Source organism: Streptomyces sp. NPDC029151, assembly GCF_055564315.1.
This window is the reverse complement of record NZ_JBVHWQ010000002.1, coordinates 215,037-232,703: the sequence shown is the minus strand read 5'-3', so window position 1 is coordinate 232,703 and position 17,667 is coordinate 215,037. Positions and strand designations below refer to the sequence as shown.

Genomic DNA, 17,667 nt, shown 5'->3' with positions numbered 1-17,667 from the left:
CGCAACAGCACCTCGCGCGGCGCCAATTGGAGTGGTCGGAGACCGGGCCGGTCTTCGAATGCACCTTCGAATGGCGCCGCAGGGCTGTCGGGAAACATGCGGACAAGGGCTCCTGCCCAGGGGCTTCGGCGGCGGGCTTCGGCACAACGCCTCGATGAGCGGCATTCGGTGGAGGTGAGAGCGTGAGCGAACCGCGGTCCGCGCCGACGGTGGGCCAGGTGGTCCTCGGCCGGCGCCTGCTGGACCTGCGGGAACGCGCCGGACTGAAGCGCGAGGAGGCCGCCCGCGTCCTCCGGGTCGCACCCGCCACCGTCCGCCGCATGGAGATGGCCGAGGTAGCCCTCAAAATCCCGTACCTCCAACTGCTGCTGAAGGCCTACGGCGTCCCCGACGACGAGGCAGAGGTCTTCGTCCGGCTGGCCGAGGAGGCCAACAGGCCCGGCTGGTGGCAACGGTTCCACGACATCCTGCCGGGCTGGTTCTCGATGTACGTCAGCCTGGAGGGAGCGGCCGCCCTCATCCGCTCCTACGAACCGCACTTCGTGCCCGGCCTGCTGCAGACCGAGGACTACGCGCGCGCCGTGCTGAAGTCCGGCGCCGTCGGCCAGACGAGCCCGGACGACATCGAGCGGCACGTCGCGTTGCGCATGCAACGGCAGCAACTGCTCGCCCGTCCCGACGCCCCCCGTTTCTGGGCGGTGATGGACGAGACCGCCCTGCGCCGCCCGGTCGGCGGCCCGGAGGTGATGCGCGCCCAGATCGACAAGTTGCTTGAGGCCACGAAGCTGCCCCATGTGACGCTCCAGGTCGCCCCCTTCGCGAACGGGCCGCACCCGGGGACGTACGGGCCCTTCGTGCTGTTCCGATTCGCCATGTCAGAACTGCCGGACATGGTCTACAGCGAGTACCTGACCGGCGCCGTCTACCTGGACGCGCGCACCGAAGTGGCGACCCACCTGGAGGTCATGGACCGCATGGCGGCTCAGGCCGCTACGGCACAACGCACGAAGGAGATCCTCAGGGATCTCCGCAAGGAGCTGTGAATGGACCGCATAAGGCCGCGCGGACGCGTCTACAACGGCATGCCCGCGCGGGAGTTGGGCAGCGAGGGGTGGCACAAGCCCTGGAGCGGCGGGAACGGCGGCAACTGCCTGGAAGCGATGAAGCTGGCCGACGGCCGGATCGCCGTACGCCAGTCCACCGACCCGGACGGGCCGGCGCTGATCTACACCATGGACGAGATGACCGCCTTCATAGAGGGCGCCAAGGCGGGAGAGGCGGACTTCCTGCTGTCCTGACCTCCCGTCCGCTGACTCCGGATCACCTTCCCCTCCCCGCGCCACCGAACGGACCGCCCCCGCCGCCTCCGCCCGACCGTCCCCGCTCATCGCCCGGTCCGTCACTCCGGTGGCAGTACCTCGCACAGCGCCTCCAGCGCCGCCCCGTAGGCGTGTTCGGCGGGGGCCGCGTACCCCACCACCAGGCCGTCACCGGCCGCCGTCGGACTCTGCGGATGCCGGAACCCGGCGAGCCCGTCGAGGGCGATGCCCTGCCACGCGGCGGCCTTCACCGTCGACCGCTCCGTGCCCGGCGGCAGCCGCAGCACCGCGTGCAGCCCGGCCGCGATACCCGTCACCTCCACGTGCGGCGCGTGGGCCGCGAGCGCGGCGACGAGCCGGTCACGCCGGCGCCGGTACCGCTGCCGCATCCGCCGCACATGACGGTCGTACGACCCGCAGCCGACGAAGTCCGCGAGCGCCAGCTGGTCCAGCACACTCGCCCAGCCCTCCCGCTCGCCCTTCGCCGCCAGCACCGGCTCCACATACCGTTGCGGCAACACCATCCAGCCCAGCCGCAACGCCGGTGACAGGCTCTTGCTGACCGACCCGATGTGGATCACCCGCTCCGGATCGAGCCCCTGCAACGCGCCGACGGGCCGGCGGTCGTAGCGGAACTCGCCGTCGTAGTCGTCCTCCAGCACCACCGTTCCCTGCGCGCGTGCCCAGTCGATCACCGCGGCCCGGCGCTCCGGGTGCAGCGGCCCGCCGGTCGGGAACTGGTGCGCGGGCGTCAGCAGCACGGCCCGCTCGCCCCCGAGCGCCTCCACCCGCGCCCCGTGCTCGTCCAGCGGCAGCGGTACGGTGCTCACCCCGGCCGCGGCGAGCAGTTCCCGGTGGAAGCCGAGCCCGTACGCCTCCACGCCCAGCGGCCCCCGCAGCACCCCGCCCGCGGCCGGACCCTCCAGGGTGCCCCGGCCGAAGAGGAGCCGCAGCGCGTGGGCGAATCCCGAGCAGACCACGATCCGGTCCGGCTCGGTCCGCACCCCCCGCGCACGTGCCAGGTACTCCGTCAGCGTCTCCCGCAGCTCGCGGCGCCCGGCCGGGTCTCCCGGCCCGAACGCCTCGCTCGGCGCAGCCTGCAACGCCCGGCGGTAGGACGCCGCCCAGGCCGCGCGCGGGAAGACCGACGCGTCCGGCGTGCCCTGCCGCAGGTCGTGCCGCGGCCCGCCTGTGCGGATGGACGCCTTCACCGGCGTGCGCGGGGTGGGGCGCAGCGGTTCCGCCCGCTCGGCGACCCGGGTTCCGGAACCTTGCCGGGCGGTCAGCCAGCCTTCCGCGACCAGCTCCGCGTACGCGTCCGCCACCGTGTTGCGGGCCACGCCCAGATCCGCGGCGAGCGACCGGTACGGCGGCAGCCGGGTACCCGGCGCCAGCCGGCCACTGCGCACGGCCTCCCGGAGCGCGCTGGTCAGCGCCGCCCGCCGGCCTCCCGGCCCGGACAGCTCCAGATGCAGGTCCGCGCCGATCCGCTCCGCGGAATTGACCCACGATTCCGTCATGGAAATGCACCCTACAACCGGTCTTTCCGGCTCCTACGGTGGAGCACATGACGACGACGAACGCGCCCACGACGACGAACACCACCACCGCCACCACCGCCACCACCGACTCCGCCATCCCCGACCTCACCACCGGGATCGCCGCTGCCGAGGCCGCCCGCACCCGCCTGGACTTCGCGAAGGCCGCGCCCAAGGTCTTCCGCGCGATCGTCGGCTTCGACGCCGCCGCCCGCCAAGGCATCGACCCGGCCCTGGTCGAACTGATCCAGATCCGTGCCTCCCATCTCAACCACTGCGCCTACTGCCTGCACATGCACACCAACGACGCCCGCAAGGCCGGCGAGAACGAGGACCGGCTCCACATGGTCGCCGTCTGGCGCGAGGCGCGGCACTTCTTCACCCCGAAGGAACAGGCCGCCCTCGCCCTGACGGAGGCGGTGACCCTGGTCGCCGACGGCGGGGTCCCCGACGCCGTCTATGCCGAGGCCGCCGCCCGCTTCGACGACCAGGAACTGGCCCACGTCCTCGCGCTGATCCTCACGATCAACACGTGGAACCGCGTGGCCCTGGCCACGGGCAAGGTCGCCGGCACGGACGAGCGCACCGGCTGACCCGGCACCGGTCGCCGGGCGGGCACCCGCGGGACCCGGGGGACGGAGCCGGTGGTGTGACGCCGCTCAGACCACCATCGGCCGGTCCGTCGGCCCGATCGGAGCCGGGAGCCGGGAACTGCCCGTCAGATAGCGGTCGACCGCCGCCGCGACCGCCCGCCCCTCCGCTATCGCCCACACGATGAGCGACTGTCCGCGCGCCGCGTCCCCCGCGGCGAACACCCCGGGAACGTTGGTCGCGAAGCCGTCGTCCCGGGCGACCGTGCCACGCGGCTGCAGCGCCAGCCCCAACTGCTCGATCAGCCCGTCCCTCTGGTCCGGCCCGGAGAAGCCGAGGGCGAGCAGCACCAGGTCGGCGGGGAGCGACCGCCCGGTGTCCGGCACCGGAAGCCGCTGTTCGTCGACCTCCACCAGATGCAGTGAGCGCACATTCCCCCTCTCGTCCCCTGTGAAGCGGAGCGTGGACGCCGCGAACAGCCGCGCGTCCGCGTCCGCCGCGGGAGCCGTACGCAGCTCCCGCGCCTCCTCGTGAGCGGCCGACAGCCGGTAGATCTTCGGATACGTCGGCCACGGCTCGGTGTCCTCGTCACGCTCGGCATCCGGCTGTGCGTAGATGTCCAGCTGGGTCACGGACGCGGCCCCCTCGCGCACCGCGGTGCCCAGACAGTCCGCCCCGGTGTCCCCGCCGCCGACGATCACGACGTGCTTTCCGGCGGCCGACAGAGGCGAAACCTCCAGGTCCCCTTCACACACCCGGTTGGCGAGCGGCAGATACTCCATCGCCTGGTGTATCCCGTTCAACGAACGGCCCGGCACCGGAAGTTCCCGCCACGCCGTCGCTCCTGTGGCGATCACCACCGCGTCGTACCGGGTCCGCAGTTCGTCCGCCGGAACGTCCCGGCCGACCACCGTCGAGGTACGGAACTTCGTCCCCTCGGCGAGCATCTGCTCGATCCGCCGCTCCAGGTGCCGCTTCTCCATCTTGAACTCGGGGATGCCGTACCGCATCAGCCCGCCGATCCGGTCGTCCTTCTCGTACACCGCGACCGTGTGCCCGGCCCGGGTCAGCTGCTGCGCGGCGGCCAGCCCGGTGGGCCCGGAGCCGATGACGGCGACCGTCTTGCCGGTCAGCCGCTCGGGCGGCCGGGGCGGAGTGAAACCCTCCTCCCACGCCCGGTCGGCGATCGCGCACTCGACGTTCTTGATGGTGACGGCCGGCTGGTTGATCGCCAGCACACACCCCGCCTCGCACGGCGCCGGACACAGCCGCCCGGTGAACTCCGGGAAGTTGTTGGTCGCGTGCAGCCGGTCGCTCGCCGCTTCCCAGTCCTCCCGCGAGACCAGGTCGTTCCACTCGGGGATGAGGTTGCCCAGCGGGCAGGCCTGGTGGCAGAAGGGGATGCCGCAGTCCATGCAGCGGTCGGCCTGCTTGCTGATGATGGGCAGCAGCGCACCCGGGACGTACACCTCGTCCCAGTCCCGCACCCGCTGCTCGACGGGCCGCCGCGGCCACTCCTGGCGCGGCGTGGTCATGAACCCCTTGGGATCGGCCATGGGCGTCTTCCTCGCGTACGGGCACCGGAGGCACCGGGTGTACGAAGGGCCGTTCGTCATCGGGCGGCACTCTTTCGGCCACGATACGTCCCCACCGGCGGCCCCGCAGGCCTGCGGACAGCGCTTTCTCCCCGCGGCCTCGGAGCCCGGCCGGGGGCCGGAGGACTGAGGGCACTGAGGGCACCGGGGGCACTGAAGGCGTCGACGGGGGTGCCCAGGGCGGGTCACCCCCCTCGGACAGTCCCGGCGCTGGGCCAGGAGACGACCGCCCGCCGGGTTGCCGTCAGGAGCCAAGCCGGCGCCGGGGAGCAAACGGCCGACGCTGCAACAGGAGGCCCGGGTCAGACTGCGGCCTCTGTGCAGGCCGGGGCGGCCGCGGTCGAGGCGACGGCCCGCACATGGTTCCGGAACATCCACGAGCGCAGAAACGCGGCCGGTACGCGACGGCCTCCGGCGCTCGCGGGCCGAGCCCGGCCTGCGGTCGTCGCGAGACACGGGGGCGATCCACCCGGACCGCTGCCCGGCAACGGCGTCTCGTCACTCCTGGTGAGACCCCGGGCTCCCGGTCAGGCCCCGGCGCCGGGAACCCGTCATGATCTCAACCCGCCTCCTCTCCAGCCCCCTGCCACCCTCGCAGCACACCCTCCACCGCCGGTGCGATCCGGCGCCGCGCCTCATGCCACGGCACCCCTCTCATCAGCAGCTGGTCGTACGGCGTGTCCACGTGCCGTACGCCCGCCACGACCGCCGAGATCACCGCCCCCTCGGTCAGCGCCCGCCCGGCCGCGCTGCGCCCGACGCGACCGCTGCCCCGCACCGACGCATGGGCCGCGATCGCCCGCGCCCGGTCGGCCGGACAACCGGGGAACAGCCGGAGGATCTCGGCCGCGAACGCCTCAACGAACCGCTCGTCCTGCGCCGCTCTCCGCCGAGCGTCCCGTGCCCGCCGCCGGCGCCGAGCCTCCGCGTCCGCCAGGCAGCGGGTCTCGGCCCGGGCCAGCGCGGCCTCCTCCACGAGTACACCCTGGCGTTCGTAGCGGCTCCTGCGCCGATTGAACCGAACCACCACCACCGACAGGGTGCTCTCCTCCCTCGCCCTGCGCGTCAGCGCCGTGTCGCCACGCGGCAGGAACACAAGATGGCCGAGGTCGACGCAGTCCAGGCACCGCGGCGCCCCGTCTTCCAGGATCAACAGCGACAGCGGACCACGACGGCAGCGGGCGCACCGCTTGCGCTTGAGCGGCTGGACGACGACAAGCCGGCCGGAGGAGTGGGGAGTTGCGGGAAGCGCCATACGCGGTACTTTCCCCGCCACCGTCCGCCTCTCCCACGCCCGCCCTGCCGTTTCCTCTCCCCTCGGCCCGCCTTCGCACCCCCTCTCCCTCCTTTCCCTCCTCCACCCGGCCCTCGACCCTCCGGCCCCCGGTGTGCACCGCGCAGTTGCGCCTTGTTGCCGCATCCCGACCCGTCCGGGCGCCGCCGTCTCCCAGCCGTCCTGTCCCAGCTGTCGTGTTCAGAGGGTCCGCACCTTGACACCGCACCTCCCACGACCAGCGGACGGGAATCCCCCAGCCTCACTGTCGGCCCACGATGAACGGACGTGAGCACCCCCAGCCTCGCTGCCGGCCCTTCCGCATCACTCCCTTCAGCCGATACGGCCGAATCCCGCCGTCCCGACTGCGGCTCTCCACGCCACGCCCCCGCCTCCACCGCCGCTCATGCCCTCGGCCCCCGCCACCGTCTCCTCGGCAACGCCCCGCCCTTCGGCCCGGCCACCCGGCATCATGGGCACTGTGCGACTCGAAGCGATCACCTGGGACCGGCTGGCCGAGCAGCTCGCCGACCGACTGACCAGTGCGGCGCCGGCCGATGGAGGGGCTTGGCAGCGCGTCGGTTTCGACGGTGCACCGGCCGCCGATCCGGGAGCCCTCGCCGCCCGGGTCGGCGAGGCGCTGCGGGTGCGCGGCCGACCCTCACGTGTGATCGGCACCGAGGGTTTCCTGCGCCCCGCCTCGCTCCGTCTGGAGCACGGGCGGCGGGATGCGGAGTCGTACTACAGCGGATGGTTCGACACGGGCGCCCTGTGGCGCGAGGTCTTCGGCCCGCTCGACCCCGGGGGCAGCGGGCGGATCCTGCCCGACCTGTGGGATCCGGCCACGGACCGGGCCACCCGCAGCCCGTACGTCCACCTCCCGCCCGGTGGCATCCTGTTGCTCCACGGCCCCCTCCTGCTGCGCCACTGGTTCCCCTTCGACCTCACCGTGCACCTCCTTCTCTCCCCGGGCGCACTGCGACGCCGGACCCCCGAGGCAGACCACTGGACCCTGCCCGCCTTCGAGCGCTACGAGGCGGAGACCGACCCGGCCGGTACGGCGGACGTCCTGGTCCGGGCCGACGACCCGCGCCACCCCGCTTGGAGCGGCTGATCCGGTCGTTCCTCCGGGTTCCGGAACGACAGCCCAGCGAAAACCCTTTTATATGCGCGTGCATGTAACTAGAGTGATCTCATGACGTCCTCCCCGGTCACTCCCGTGTCTTTCGACGACTCCCTGCGCGCTCTGCTGGACGGCAGGAACTTCGCCAGCGTCGCCACCCTCGGCCCCGACGGCGCCCCGCAGAACTCCGTGGTCTGGATCAAGCGCGAGGGCGACAGCGTGCTGTTCTCGTCCGTCGACCGTCGCCAGAAGGTGCGCAACCTCCTCCGCGACCCGCGCATCAGCCTCTCCGTCTTCGACCTGGCCAACCCCTACCACTCGGCCGAGATCCGAGGCGTCGCCGAGATCCTGCCGGACGAGGGCAAGCGCCTCCCGTACGAGCTGTCGCACAAGTACCTCGGCATCGACCCGCCGGCCGAGAAGGACGACGAGGTCCGCGTGATCGTCAGGATCCTTCCGGAGAAGGTCGTCTCCTTCTCCCCCTGACCGGTCGTCTGCCCCTCGCTCCGACCGGCGCACCGCCGAGCCCGCGCGGCCGCCGGGCACGGAGCCCCGCGGCCCCGCCGCTCACAGCCAGCCGTTGCGCCGGAAGCCCCGGTACAACGCCAGACACGCCGTCGCCATCACCGCCATGACCAGCGGATAGCCGAACCGCCAGTGCAGCTCCGGCATGTGGTCGAAATTCATGCCGTACACCCCGCACACCATCGTCGGCACGGCGACCACGGCGGCCCAGGCCGTGATCTTCCGCATGTCCTCGTTCTGCGCGACGGTCACCTGCGCGAGATGCGCCTGCAGGATGGAGTTGAGCAGCTCGTCGAACGCGGCGATCTGTTCCTTGACCCGGGTCAGATGGTCGAACACGTCCCGGAAGTAGGCCTGTATCTCCGGGGCGACGACCCGTATGGGCCGGGTGGCGAGATCCTCCACCGGACGGCCCAGTGGCACCACCGCCCGCTTCAGCTCCAGCAGTTCACGTTTCATCTGGTAGATACGGCCCGGGTCGAGCCGCGCGCCGTTCTCCGAGAACACCTCCGTCTCGACCTGGTCGATGTCGGCCTGCACCGCGTCCGTGACGGTCAGATAGTCGTCGACGACTTGGTCGGCGATCGCGTGCAGCACCGCTGCCGGCCCCTTGGAGAGCTGATGCGGGTCCGCCTCCAACTCCTCGCGCAACGGGCCCAGCGACCCGTGCCGGCCGTGCCGCACCGTGATCACGAAGTCCTTGCCGACGAACGCCATGATCTCGCCGGTGTCCACCACCTCGCTGGTCGCCGTCAGCTGCTCGTGCTCCACGTAGCAGACCGTCTTGAACACCGCGAACAGCGTGTCCCCGTAGTGCTCCAGCTTCGGCCGCTGATGTGCCTCGACCGCGTCCTCCACAGCCAGCGGATGCAGGTCGAACAGCTCGGCGACACCCGCGAACTCCCGGTCCGTCGGCTCGTGCAGCCCGAGCCAGACGAAACCCTCACCGGCCTTCCGGACCAGCCGCACCGCGTCCACCAGGTCGGCACTCCCGGGCACACGCACCCCGTCCTGATACGTCACGCAGTTGACCACCGACGAGCCCAGCGGCGATCTGGCGGGATGGCTCAGGTCCACGCGCGGCCGGCGCCGGGCCAGCCGCGCCACCTTGCGCAGGCCGCCGACCCCGCCCAGCACCGTGACCTTCCGCAGATTCCCTGCCATCGACATCTGGATCTCCTCGCGTGGATCTCCTCGCACAACGCTTTCGCGCCTTGCCCGGCAAGTGTGCCAGCCCCCGGCACAACGCGGGTGAGCCTGTGGGAACAGGAAATTCCGCTTGGTTCCCGGCTGTGGACGAAGCAGTGACCGGGCAGGAGGACCGGGAGACTGCGACGATCGGGACATGACGCGAGCGGACGGGTACCTCCTGGACAACCGGCAAAAAGAAGCGGGCGAGCGCTTCGACGCCTTCACCGCCCTCTTCGACCCCACGACCTTCCGGCACCTCGAAGGACTCGGCATCCGGCCCGGCTGGCGCTGCTGGGAAGTCGGGGCCGGCGGGACCTCCGTCGTGTCCTGGCTCGCCGAGAAGGTGGGGCCGTCCGGGCAGGTCGTCGCCACGGACATCGACACCTCACGGCTCGCCCCCGCGGCCCGCCCACCGGTGGAGGTCCGCGTGCACGACGTGGGCGCCGAGGAGCCGCCGGGGGAGGACTTCGACCTCGTCCACGCCCGGCTCGTCCTCGTCCATGTGCCCGACCGGGAACGGGCGTTGCGATGCATGATCGAGGCCCTGCGCCCCGGCGGCCGACTGCTGGTCGAGGACGCCGACCCGGCCCTCCAACCCCTGACCTGCCCCGACGAGTACGGTCCTGAGCAGCGGCTCGCCAACCGCCTGCGCCGAGGCTTCCGCACGCTGCTCGCCGGCCGCGGCGCCGACCTGTCCTACGGCCGTAGACTCCCGCGGCTGCTACGGCAGGCCGGACTGCACGATGTGGAGGCCGACGCGTACTTCCCCGTGGCCTCCCCCGCCTGCACCGCCCTGGAGGCCGCGACGATCCGCCAGATCCGGGACCGGCTCGTCTCCGCCGGTCTGGCCACCGACGCGGAGATCGACCAGCACCTCGCCCACGTGGAGTCCGGCACCATGGACCTGACCACCGCCCCGATGATCTCCGCGTGGGGCCGCAAGGGATAGCCGGCCCGGAGACCACCAGCGGCGCCGGACACCTTCCGCGGACCTGGCCGTCTGCTGCGCCGGACCAATTGCGTGGGCGTGGCCTACTGCTGCGCCGAACGGTTGCTGTGGGCGTGGCCTGCGGCTGCGCCGGACCGATTCTGCGAGCAGTCGCTACTGCTGCTCCGAATCGTTTCCCCAGGCGCGTCCCACAGCTCCCCGGACCGTTCCCAGGCCTGGCCGACCGCTGAGCCCTGCTTCCCGTGCCCCTGCCGCCCGCCGACGAGACCGCCCACCGGCTCGCCCGCCTAACCCCCGTGCCCCGGATGCGGTGGCCTGCCGCCCACCCGTCGTACCGCCTCGGCCCCGGCACCACAGCCCCGTTCCGCCGCCTCCTGCGCGCTGGCGCCGGCCAGCAGCGCGGCAAGGAACGCGCCGGTGAAGGCGTCACCCGCGCCCGTGCTGTCCCGGGGCACCGCCGGCACAGCGGGAACCCGGGCCAGCACGGTCCCGGAGCGGGCCACCAGTGCTCCGTCCGCACCGGCCTTGGCCACCACCAGCGGTACCAGCCGGCTCAGCTTGGCCGCCGCGTCCGCCGGATCCGTCAGCCCGGTCAGCAGGCACGCCTCGTCGCGGCTGGGCAGCAGCAGATCCAGTCCCTCCGCGAACGCCAGGAAACGGTCCACGCCCAGTTCCACCAGGAAGCCGGACGACGCCGGGTCCAGGCTCACCGGCACCCCGCGCGCGCGTGCCGCCGCGAGCGCCTTCTCGGCGAGCGCCCGGCTCGGCTCCGTGAACAGCAGATAGCCCGACAGGTGCAGCCGGGCCACCCCGTCGAGCAGCCCCTCCGACCAGTCGGCCGGGTCCAGCCGCAGGGACGCCCCGCTGTCCGTCAGAAACGTCCGCTCGGCCGCCGCACCCGTGTCGACGAGGCAGATCACGGTCCCCGTCGCCGCCTCGGCGTCCACCACGAGCCGGGGCCGCACCCCGGCCACGACCAGCTCACGCTCGTGCCACGCGGCGGCGTCCGCACCCACCCGCCCGAGCAGCCGTACGTCCGCGCAGCCCGCGTGAGCGGCCCAGCAGGCCACGTTGGCGCCCGCGCCGCCCGGCAGCCTACGGATCACAGCGGCCGTATCGGTGCCGGCCGCGAGCGGGCCCCGGTGCCGGGCCACCACATCGGTGACCACGTCCCCGACGACCAGCAGCGCTCCGTTCCGGCCCGCGGTCACCCCCTGGTCCACGCCGTGGCGATCCGCGCCGCCAGCCGTACGTTGCCGCGCACCGCCGCCAGGTTGGCGCTCAGGGAGGCCCCGTCGGTGTGCCGGACCAGGTAGTCCAGCAGGAACGGTGTCACCGCCTGCCCGGTGACACCCCGCTCGGCGCAGGCCTGCAGCGCGCCGGCGAGCACGCGTGCGTGCAGCTCGGGATCGAGTTGTTCCGCCTCCGGCACCGGATGGGCGACGATCAGCGCCGATCCCGGTGCGTCCAGTGCGTCCTGGGCGCGCATGACGGCGGCGACCTGGTCCACGGTGTCCAGCCGCCAGTCGACCGGATGCCCCGAATCCGACAGGTAGAAGCCGGGGAACCGGTCCGTTCCGTACCCGGCGACGGCCACGCCCAGCGTCTCCAGCCGCTGCAGCGTCGCCGGCACGTCCAGGATCGACTTCACGCCCGCGCACACCACCGTGATCCGGGTACGCGCCAGCAGCCCCAGGTCGGCCGACTCGTCCTGGGTGACCGTCCACTCCCGGTGCACGCCGCCCAGCCCGCCGGTGGCGAACACCCGGACGCCCGCCAGCGCGGCCAGCTGCGCCGTCGCCGACACGGTGGTCGCGCCGCTCGCCCCCGCCGCCACCGCGAGCGGCAGATCCCGGTGGCCCAGCTTGCGTATCCCCTCCTCGTTCGCGACCCGCTCCACCTGCTCCTTGTCCAGGCCGACCCGGGGCCGCCCGTCGAGCACGGCGACGGTCGCCGGCACGGCACCCTCCCGCCGCACCGCCTCCTCCAGCTCCAGCGCCACCTGCAGGTTGCGCGGGCGGGGCAGGCCGTGCGCGATGATCGTGGACTCAAGGGCCACCACCGGCCGCCCCGCGTCGATCGCTTCCCGGACTTCCTCCGACACCACCAGCACCACGTGCCCGCCTCCTGTCCGTCGGTCCTTCCTCATCTCTGGCGGGCACCGGCCGCGGCTAAACGCTTGTGGCCCGTGCGGGAGGCCACCAGCCTGGGACCCATGACGAACAACACCACGCGCCTCGACCACGTCGTCCTGTGGGTGACCGACCCGGTCGCCGCGGCCGTCTTCTACGACACGGCCGTCGGCCTGGAACCGATCAACGTCGCCGAGTTCGTGCAGGGGACGGTGTCCTTCCCCTCCGCCCGCGTCAACGAGGAGACCATCCTCGATCTCGCCCCGAAGACCCTCGCCGAACGGATGCGGATGCTGCCCGGCTCCGTCGCGAGCGCGGGCCACCCGGTCAACCACCTCTGCCTGTCCCTGCCGGCCGACGCCTTCGACGCCCTGCGCTCCCGTCTGGAGGACCACGACGTCCCCGTCTCCGACATCGACCACGGCCTGTCCGGCGCCCGCGGCAACGCCACGCGCAGCTTCTACTTCCGCGACCCCGACGGCAACGTCTTCGAGGCCCGGCACTACGACGAGCAGCCGCGTCCCTGACCGGTCAGAACAGCGGCTCCGGCAGCACACCCTCCAGGGCGAGCAGCTTCCGTTTGGTCTCCAGCCCGCCCCCGAAACCGCCGATGCCGCCGTCGCTCTCCACCACCCGATGGCACGGCACCACGACCGGCAGCGGATTCGCTCCCATCGCCGCACCGACCGCCTGCGCCCCTCCGGGCTGCCCGACCCGGCCCGCCAGATCGCCGTACCCCACCACGGTGCCGTACGGCACACCGGATGCGAGCTCGCGCAGGACCTGCCGGTTGAACCCGGAGATCAGCGACCAGTCCAGGGGCAGGTCGAAGTCGTGCCGCTCGCCCGCGAAGTACGCCCGTAGCTGCCGTATCGCCTCGGCCAGCAACGGCGATCCCGGATCCTCCACGGGCTCGCCGCCCAGCCGCGCGGCCAGCCGCTCCAGTGCCCGGTCGCGCGCCGTGTCCGAGGCGTGGAACACGACGTTGACCAGACCGTCGCGGGTCGCCGCCAGCATCAGCGGGCCGATGTCCGTGCCCACGACGGCCCACACGACCCGGTGCTCATCCTGCCCATGGCTGTCCATGCGCCCACGGTACGACCCGCCACTGACAACGCCCGCCCGGCTCAGTTCCCGTCCAGTGCCGCCCGCACCACGTCGGGCTTGTTGGAGATGATCCCGTCACCCCCGTACCCGGCGACCCTGCGGGCGGTGGCCGCGTCGTCCACCGTCCAGGCGAACAACCCGAGGGGCCTGCCGTGCGGCCCGTCGAAGGCGTGCACGGTCGCGACGTACTCCGGGGAGAGCGACCCGTACGAGGGGTTGACCATGTCGGTGAATCGAGCGAACCCGTGCAGCTGTGCGGCGGTGGGCGTACCGAGGTAGCCGGTGATCACCGCGGGCCTCAGCTCGTGCACCGTCCGCACGCTGTCGGCGCTGAAGCTCTGCACGATCAGCCGTTCCAGGTGCCGGCGGTCCAGCCAGCCCTCGTTGTCGAGGAGCTCCAGCGTCTGACGCTCGATGCCCGGGTACAGCTCGGGACTCTTGATCTCCAGGAGCAGCTTCTCGTGGTTGTGCTCGACCCGGCGCATGTACTGCCTCAGGGTCGGCACGCGCGCGCCCGCGTAGCCGGGGGAGAACCAGCTGCCCGCGTCCAGCCGGGCGATCTCGGCCGCGGTGAAGTCCCCCACCTTCCAGGGCGCACGGCCGGGGAAGACGTCCTCGACGTTCGTGGTCCGCTCCAGACTCTCGTCGTGCAGGACCACCAGCTCGCCGTCCCTGGTGCGCTGGACGTCGTTCTCCACCCACGAAAAGCCCAGCTGGGCGGCCTTGTCGATGGCGGCCAGCGTGTTCTCGGGGGCGTAGGCGGAGGCGCCCCGGTGGGCGATCACCGTGGGCACGTGCACCTCGCGTGCGCGTGCGGCCGAAGTCGGGCTGAGCAGGGCCACGGCCGTTCCCAGGGCCGCGGCGACGGCGGCGGCGACCACGCGTGCGTACATGCGTCATCCTCACGTCGAGCGAATACCGACAGCACCAGACTGACAGCACCGGGTCAACGGCACCCGGGCGCACCATGGCCACAGATTGAATGGTGATGTCCAGGTCCGCTCACCGGTGCCGCACATCTGCGGCAAGGACGTGTTTCTTTGCCGGAAAGTCGTTCGACCATTCCGGTGGGGGTCATACTCTCTGCGACAACCCTGACCGCCCGAGCGGTCCTGGGACGGGGGCATATTCAGGTATTCCGGGACGCAAGAAGGCGGAAGGGCAGCCGCGGATGCAAGGCACGGTCGACGGATTCAGCTACGGGGCCGTCACCCCGTTGGTGGCCTATCTGATGGCGTGCCTCGGCGGCGCCCTCGGCCTGCGCTGCACCACACGCTCCCTGCTGGTCACCCACGCGCGGCGCCCCGCCTGGCTGGCCCTGGGGTCGGCGGCGATCGGCTCCGGTATCTGGACCATGCACTTCGTCGCCATGATGGGCTTCACCATCAAGGAGGCGCCGATCCACTACGACAAGGCGCTCACCTACGCGAGCCTCGGGCTCGCCGTCGTCATGGTCGGCGTCGGGATCTTCATCGTCGGCTACCGGGGCGCCACCGGTACGCCTCTCTTCACCGGCGGCACGATCACCGGGCTGGGCGTCGCCTCCATGCACTATCTCGGCATGGCGGGCGTCCGCTTCCACGGGCGGTTCACCTACAACACGCTCACCGTCGCCGCCTCCGTCGTCATAGCGGTCGTGGCCGCCACCGCCGCCCTGTGGGCCGCCGGACAGGTGCGGGGCTTCCTGTGGAGCGTCGGAGCGAGTCTCGTCATGGGACTCGCGGTCAGCGGCATGCACTACACCGGGATGGCCGCCCTCGGCGTCCATCTCGACGGGCCCTCCCACACCGTCGGCGGCACACCCGAGGCGTCCGTGCTCGCGCCCATGCTGATCGGCCCGCTGGCCTTCCTGCTCCTCGCGGGCGTCGTCGTGGTCTTCGACCCGCTCATGATCATGGGCCGGCCCGGCGGGGGGCCCGTCGAGCACAAACCGGGTGTCCCGGCCGCCGCCGTCGCCACGCACACGGAGCGCCGCCCCGCCCTGCACGAGGGCCGCCGGCCGGCCCCCCGGCCGGAGCACCACGGCTCCCGGGCCCCGCAGAACCGCTGACCGGAGCCCGTTGTCAGTGGGGGGTCGTACGGTTGATGTCATGCGGCCCGTTTCCCACATCGAACGCACGGTGGCGCCCTTCGAGGTCGTCAGCCCCTACCAGCCCAGCGGCGACCAGCCGGCGGCCATCGCCGAGCTGGCCAAGCGCATCGAGGCCGGTGAGAAGGACGTCGTCCTCCTGGGCGCGACCGGCACCGGCAAGTCCGCCACCACCGCCTGGATGATCGAGAAGCTCCAGCGCCCCACCCTGGTGATGGCGCCGAACAAGACGCTGGCCGCCCAGCTGGCGAACGAGTTCCGCGAGCTGCTGCCGAACAACGCGGTCGAGTACTTCGTCTCGTACTACGACTACTACCAGCCCGAGGCCTACGTCCCCCAGTCGGACACCTACATCGAGAAGGACTCCTCGATCAACGAGGAGGTCGAGCGCCTGCGTCACTCGGCCACCAACTCGCTGCTCACCCGCCGCGACGTCGTCGTGGTCGCCTCGGTGTCGTGCATCTACGGCCTCGGTACGCCGCAGGAGTACGTGGACCGCATGGTCCCCCTCCGGGTCGGCGACGAGATCGACCGGGACGACCTGCTGCGCCGCTTCGTCGACATCCAGTACACGCGCAACGACATGGCGTTCAGCCGCGGCACCTTCCGGGTCCGCGGCGACACCATCGAGATCTTCCCGGTCTACGAGGAGCTGGCCGTCCGCATCGAGATGTTCGGTGACGAGATCGAGGCGCTCTCCACGCTGCACCCGATCACCGGGGAGATCATCAGCGACGACCAGCAGCTCTATGTCTTCCCCGCCTCCCACTACGTCGCAGGTCCCGAGCGCATGGAGCGGGCCGTCAACGACATCGAGAAGGAGCTGGGGGAGCGCCTCGCCGAGCTGGAGAAGCAGGGCAAGCTCCTGGAGGCCCAGCGGCTTCGCATGCGCACCACGTACGACATCGAGATGCTCCGCCAGATCGGCACCTGCTCCGGCGTGGAGAACTACTCGATGCACTTCGACGGCCGCCTGCCCGGCTCCCCGCCCAACACCCTGCTGGACTACTTCCCGGACGACTTCCTGCTCGTCATCGACGAATCGCACGTGACCGTGCCGCAGATCGGCGCGATGTACGAGGGCGACGCCTCCCGCAAGCGCACCCTCGTGGATCACGGCTTCCGCCTCCCCTCCGCCCTGGACAACCGTCCCTTGAAGTGGGAGGAGTTCCAGGAGCGCATCGGACAGACCGTCTACCTGTCGGCCACCCCGGGCACCTACGAGATGTCGCGTTCGGACGGTGTGGTCGAGCAGATCATCCGGCCGACCGGCCTGGTCGACCCGGAGGTCGTGGTCAAGCCCACCGAGGGCCAGATCGACGACCTGGTGCACGAGATCCGCAAGCGCACCGAGAAGGACGAGCGGGTCCTCGTCACCACGCTGACCAAGAAGATGGCCGAGGACCTCACCGACTACTTCCTGGAACTCGGCATCCAGGTCCGCTACCTGCACAGCGACGTCGACACCCTGCGCCGCATCGAGCTGCTGCGTGAGCTGCGTTCCGGTGAGTACGACGTCCTGGTCGGCATCAACCTGCTCCGTGAGGGCCTCGACCTGCCCGAGGTGTCCCTGGTGGCGATCCTGGACGCCGACAAGGAGGGCTTCCTCCGCTCGGGCACCTCGCTGATCCAGACCATCGGCCGCGCGGCACGCAACGTCTCCGGCCAGGTCCACATGTACGCCGACAAGATCACCCCGGCGATGGAGAAGGCCATCGAGGAGACCAACCGCCGCCGGGAGAAGCAGGTCGCCTACAACAAGGCGAACGGCATCGACCCCCAGCCCCTGCGCAAGAAGATCAACGACATCGTCGCGCAGATCGCCCGGGAGGAGGTCGACACCGAGCAACTCCTCGGCTCCGGTTACCGCAGGACGGCGGACGGCAAGGGCACGAAGGCCCCCGTCCCGTCGCTCGGCGACAAGGCGGCCAAGGGCGCGAAGGCCGGCAAGACCGCCAAGGGCAAGACGGTGCCCACGGACCGTCCGGCGGCCGAACTGGCCGAGCAGATCGAGGAGATGACCGAGCGCATGCGCGCCGCCGCCGCGGAGCTGCAGTTCGAGGTCGCGGCCCGGCTGCGCGACGAGGTCGCCGAGATGAAGAAGGAACTGCGCCAGATGCGGGAGGCCGGCCTCGCCTGAACCCGCAGGGCAGCGCCGGTCCTCGGCAGGAGCGCCGAGTGTTGCAACACCGACACAAAGCGCGAGCCGGGGGTCGGCACTGTCAGCGGCCCTGC

At 71.7% G+C, this 17,667-nt stretch carries 17 protein-coding genes; 9 read left to right on the top strand and 8 right to left on the bottom strand.

From position 1 onward, the window contains the following. Positions 1-182: 182 nt before the first annotated feature. Both ACZ4VF_RS08830 and ACZ4VF_RS08825 read left to right on the top strand, forming a co-directional pair. Positions 183-1,043, top strand: coding sequence for a helix-turn-helix domain-containing protein (locus ACZ4VF_RS08830; protein WP_467924117.1), 861 nt, complete (start codon positions 183-185; stop codon positions 1,041-1,043). Beyond that, positions 1,044-1,298: a DUF397 domain-containing protein gene (locus ACZ4VF_RS08825; protein WP_222996518.1), complete on the top strand. Its 255-nt coding sequence runs from the start codon at positions 1,044-1,046 to the stop codon at positions 1,296-1,298. It abuts the gene before it with no gap. Between the two features lie 101 nt (positions 1,299-1,399). Here ACZ4VF_RS08825 and pdxR read toward each other — a convergent pair whose 3' ends face one another. After that, positions 1,400-2,839: a MocR-like pyridoxine biosynthesis transcription factor PdxR gene (pdxR, locus tag ACZ4VF_RS08820; protein WP_467924114.1), complete on the bottom strand. Its 1,440-nt coding sequence runs from the start codon at positions 2,837-2,839 to the stop codon at positions 1,400-1,402. A gap of 47 nt (positions 2,840-2,886) precedes the next feature. On the opposite strand from pdxR, the gene ACZ4VF_RS08815 reads away from it, so the two are divergent. Further along, on the top strand, positions 2,887-3,450 hold the full coding sequence (locus tag ACZ4VF_RS08815) for a carboxymuconolactone decarboxylase family protein (RefSeq protein WP_467924112.1): 564 nt from the start codon (positions 2,887-2,889) through the stop codon (positions 3,448-3,450). A gap of 66 nt (positions 3,451-3,516) precedes the next feature. Here the strand turns inward: ACZ4VF_RS08815 and ACZ4VF_RS08810 are convergent, their stop codons facing one another. Next, complete coding sequence (locus tag ACZ4VF_RS08810; protein ID WP_467924110.1) at positions 3,517-5,004, bottom strand: glutamate synthase subunit beta; 1,488 nt, start codon at positions 5,002-5,004, stop codon at positions 3,517-3,519. A 598-nt stretch (positions 5,005-5,602) separates the two neighbouring features. Further along, positions 5,603-6,298, bottom strand: a complete 696-nt coding sequence (locus ACZ4VF_RS08805; RefSeq protein ID WP_467924108.1) for a DUF2293 domain-containing protein — start codon at positions 6,296-6,298, stop codon at positions 5,603-5,605. A 499-nt stretch (positions 6,299-6,797) separates the two neighbouring features. On the opposite strand from ACZ4VF_RS08805, the gene ACZ4VF_RS08800 reads away from it, so the two are divergent. Together ACZ4VF_RS08800 and ACZ4VF_RS08795 are read left to right on the top strand one after the other, a co-directional pair. Further along, positions 6,798-7,430, top strand: a complete 633-nt coding sequence (locus tag ACZ4VF_RS08800) for a nucleoside/nucleotide kinase family protein (protein WP_467924106.1) — start codon at positions 6,798-6,800, stop codon at positions 7,428-7,430. Positions 7,431-7,511: 81 nt separating this feature from the next. Then, the gene (locus ACZ4VF_RS08795) at positions 7,512-7,925 is read left to right on the top strand and encodes a PPOX class F420-dependent oxidoreductase (RefSeq protein WP_467924104.1); all 414 of its coding nucleotides are present in this window, start codon (positions 7,512-7,514) and stop codon (positions 7,923-7,925) included. An 81-nt stretch (positions 7,926-8,006) separates the two neighbouring features. Here ACZ4VF_RS08795 and corA read toward each other — a convergent pair whose 3' ends face one another. Further along, on the bottom strand, positions 8,007-9,134 hold the full coding sequence (gene corA / locus ACZ4VF_RS08790; RefSeq protein ID WP_467924102.1) for a magnesium/cobalt transporter CorA: 1,128 nt from the start codon (positions 9,132-9,134) through the stop codon (positions 8,007-8,009). Between the two features lie 175 nt (positions 9,135-9,309). Here corA and ACZ4VF_RS08785 point away from each other — a divergent pair, with 175 nt between their 5' ends. Then, positions 9,310-10,104 carry a methyltransferase gene (locus ACZ4VF_RS08785; RefSeq protein WP_467924100.1) on the top strand — a complete coding sequence of 265 codons (795 nt, stop codon included), beginning with the start codon at positions 9,310-9,312 and terminating at the stop codon, positions 10,102-10,104. 287 nt (positions 10,105-10,391) lie between these two features. Here the strand turns inward: ACZ4VF_RS08785 and ACZ4VF_RS08780 are convergent, their stop codons facing one another. Both ACZ4VF_RS08780 and ACZ4VF_RS08775 read right to left on the bottom strand, forming a co-directional pair. After that, positions 10,392-11,327 (bottom strand): carbohydrate kinase family protein, encoded by a 936-nt coding sequence (locus ACZ4VF_RS08780; protein WP_467924098.1) that lies wholly within the window; start codon positions 11,325-11,327, stop codon positions 10,392-10,394. Next, positions 11,312-12,220: a pseudouridine-5'-phosphate glycosidase gene (locus ACZ4VF_RS08775; RefSeq protein ID WP_467924096.1), complete on the bottom strand. Its 909-nt coding sequence runs from the start codon at positions 12,218-12,220 to the stop codon at positions 11,312-11,314. The genes ACZ4VF_RS08780 and ACZ4VF_RS08775 overlap by 16 nt, the downstream gene beginning before the upstream one ends. A 99-nt stretch (positions 12,221-12,319) precedes the next feature. Here ACZ4VF_RS08775 and ACZ4VF_RS08770 point away from each other — a divergent pair, with 99 nt between their 5' ends. Next, complete coding sequence (locus tag ACZ4VF_RS08770) at positions 12,320-12,763, top strand: VOC family protein (protein ID WP_467924094.1); 444 nt, start codon at positions 12,320-12,322, stop codon at positions 12,761-12,763. A gap of 4 nt (positions 12,764-12,767) precedes the next feature. On the opposite strand, the gene ACZ4VF_RS08765 is transcribed toward ACZ4VF_RS08770, so the two are convergent. After that, on the bottom strand, positions 12,768-13,322 hold the full coding sequence (locus tag ACZ4VF_RS08765; RefSeq protein ID WP_467924092.1) for a methylated-DNA--[protein]-cysteine S-methyltransferase: 555 nt from the start codon (positions 13,320-13,322) through the stop codon (positions 12,768-12,770). Between the two features lie 41 nt (positions 13,323-13,363). Further along, positions 13,364-14,236 (bottom strand): glycerophosphodiester phosphodiesterase, encoded by an 873-nt coding sequence (locus tag ACZ4VF_RS08760; RefSeq protein ID WP_467924090.1) that lies wholly within the window; start codon positions 14,234-14,236, stop codon positions 13,364-13,366. 278 nt (positions 14,237-14,514) lie between these two features. On the opposite strand from ACZ4VF_RS08760, the gene ACZ4VF_RS08755 reads away from it, so the two are divergent. Together ACZ4VF_RS08755 and uvrB are read left to right on the top strand one after the other, a co-directional pair. Next, a complete protein-coding gene (locus tag ACZ4VF_RS08755; RefSeq protein WP_467924088.1) occupies positions 14,515-15,393 on the top strand; it encodes an MHYT domain-containing protein in 879 nt (292 codons plus the stop codon). 40 nt (positions 15,394-15,433) lie between these two features. Continuing rightward, entirely contained in the window at positions 15,434-17,572 is a 2,139-nt protein-coding gene (uvrB, locus tag ACZ4VF_RS08750; protein ID WP_467924086.1) for an excinuclease ABC subunit UvrB, read from the top strand. The last annotated feature ends 95 nt before the right edge of the window (positions 17,573-17,667 follow it).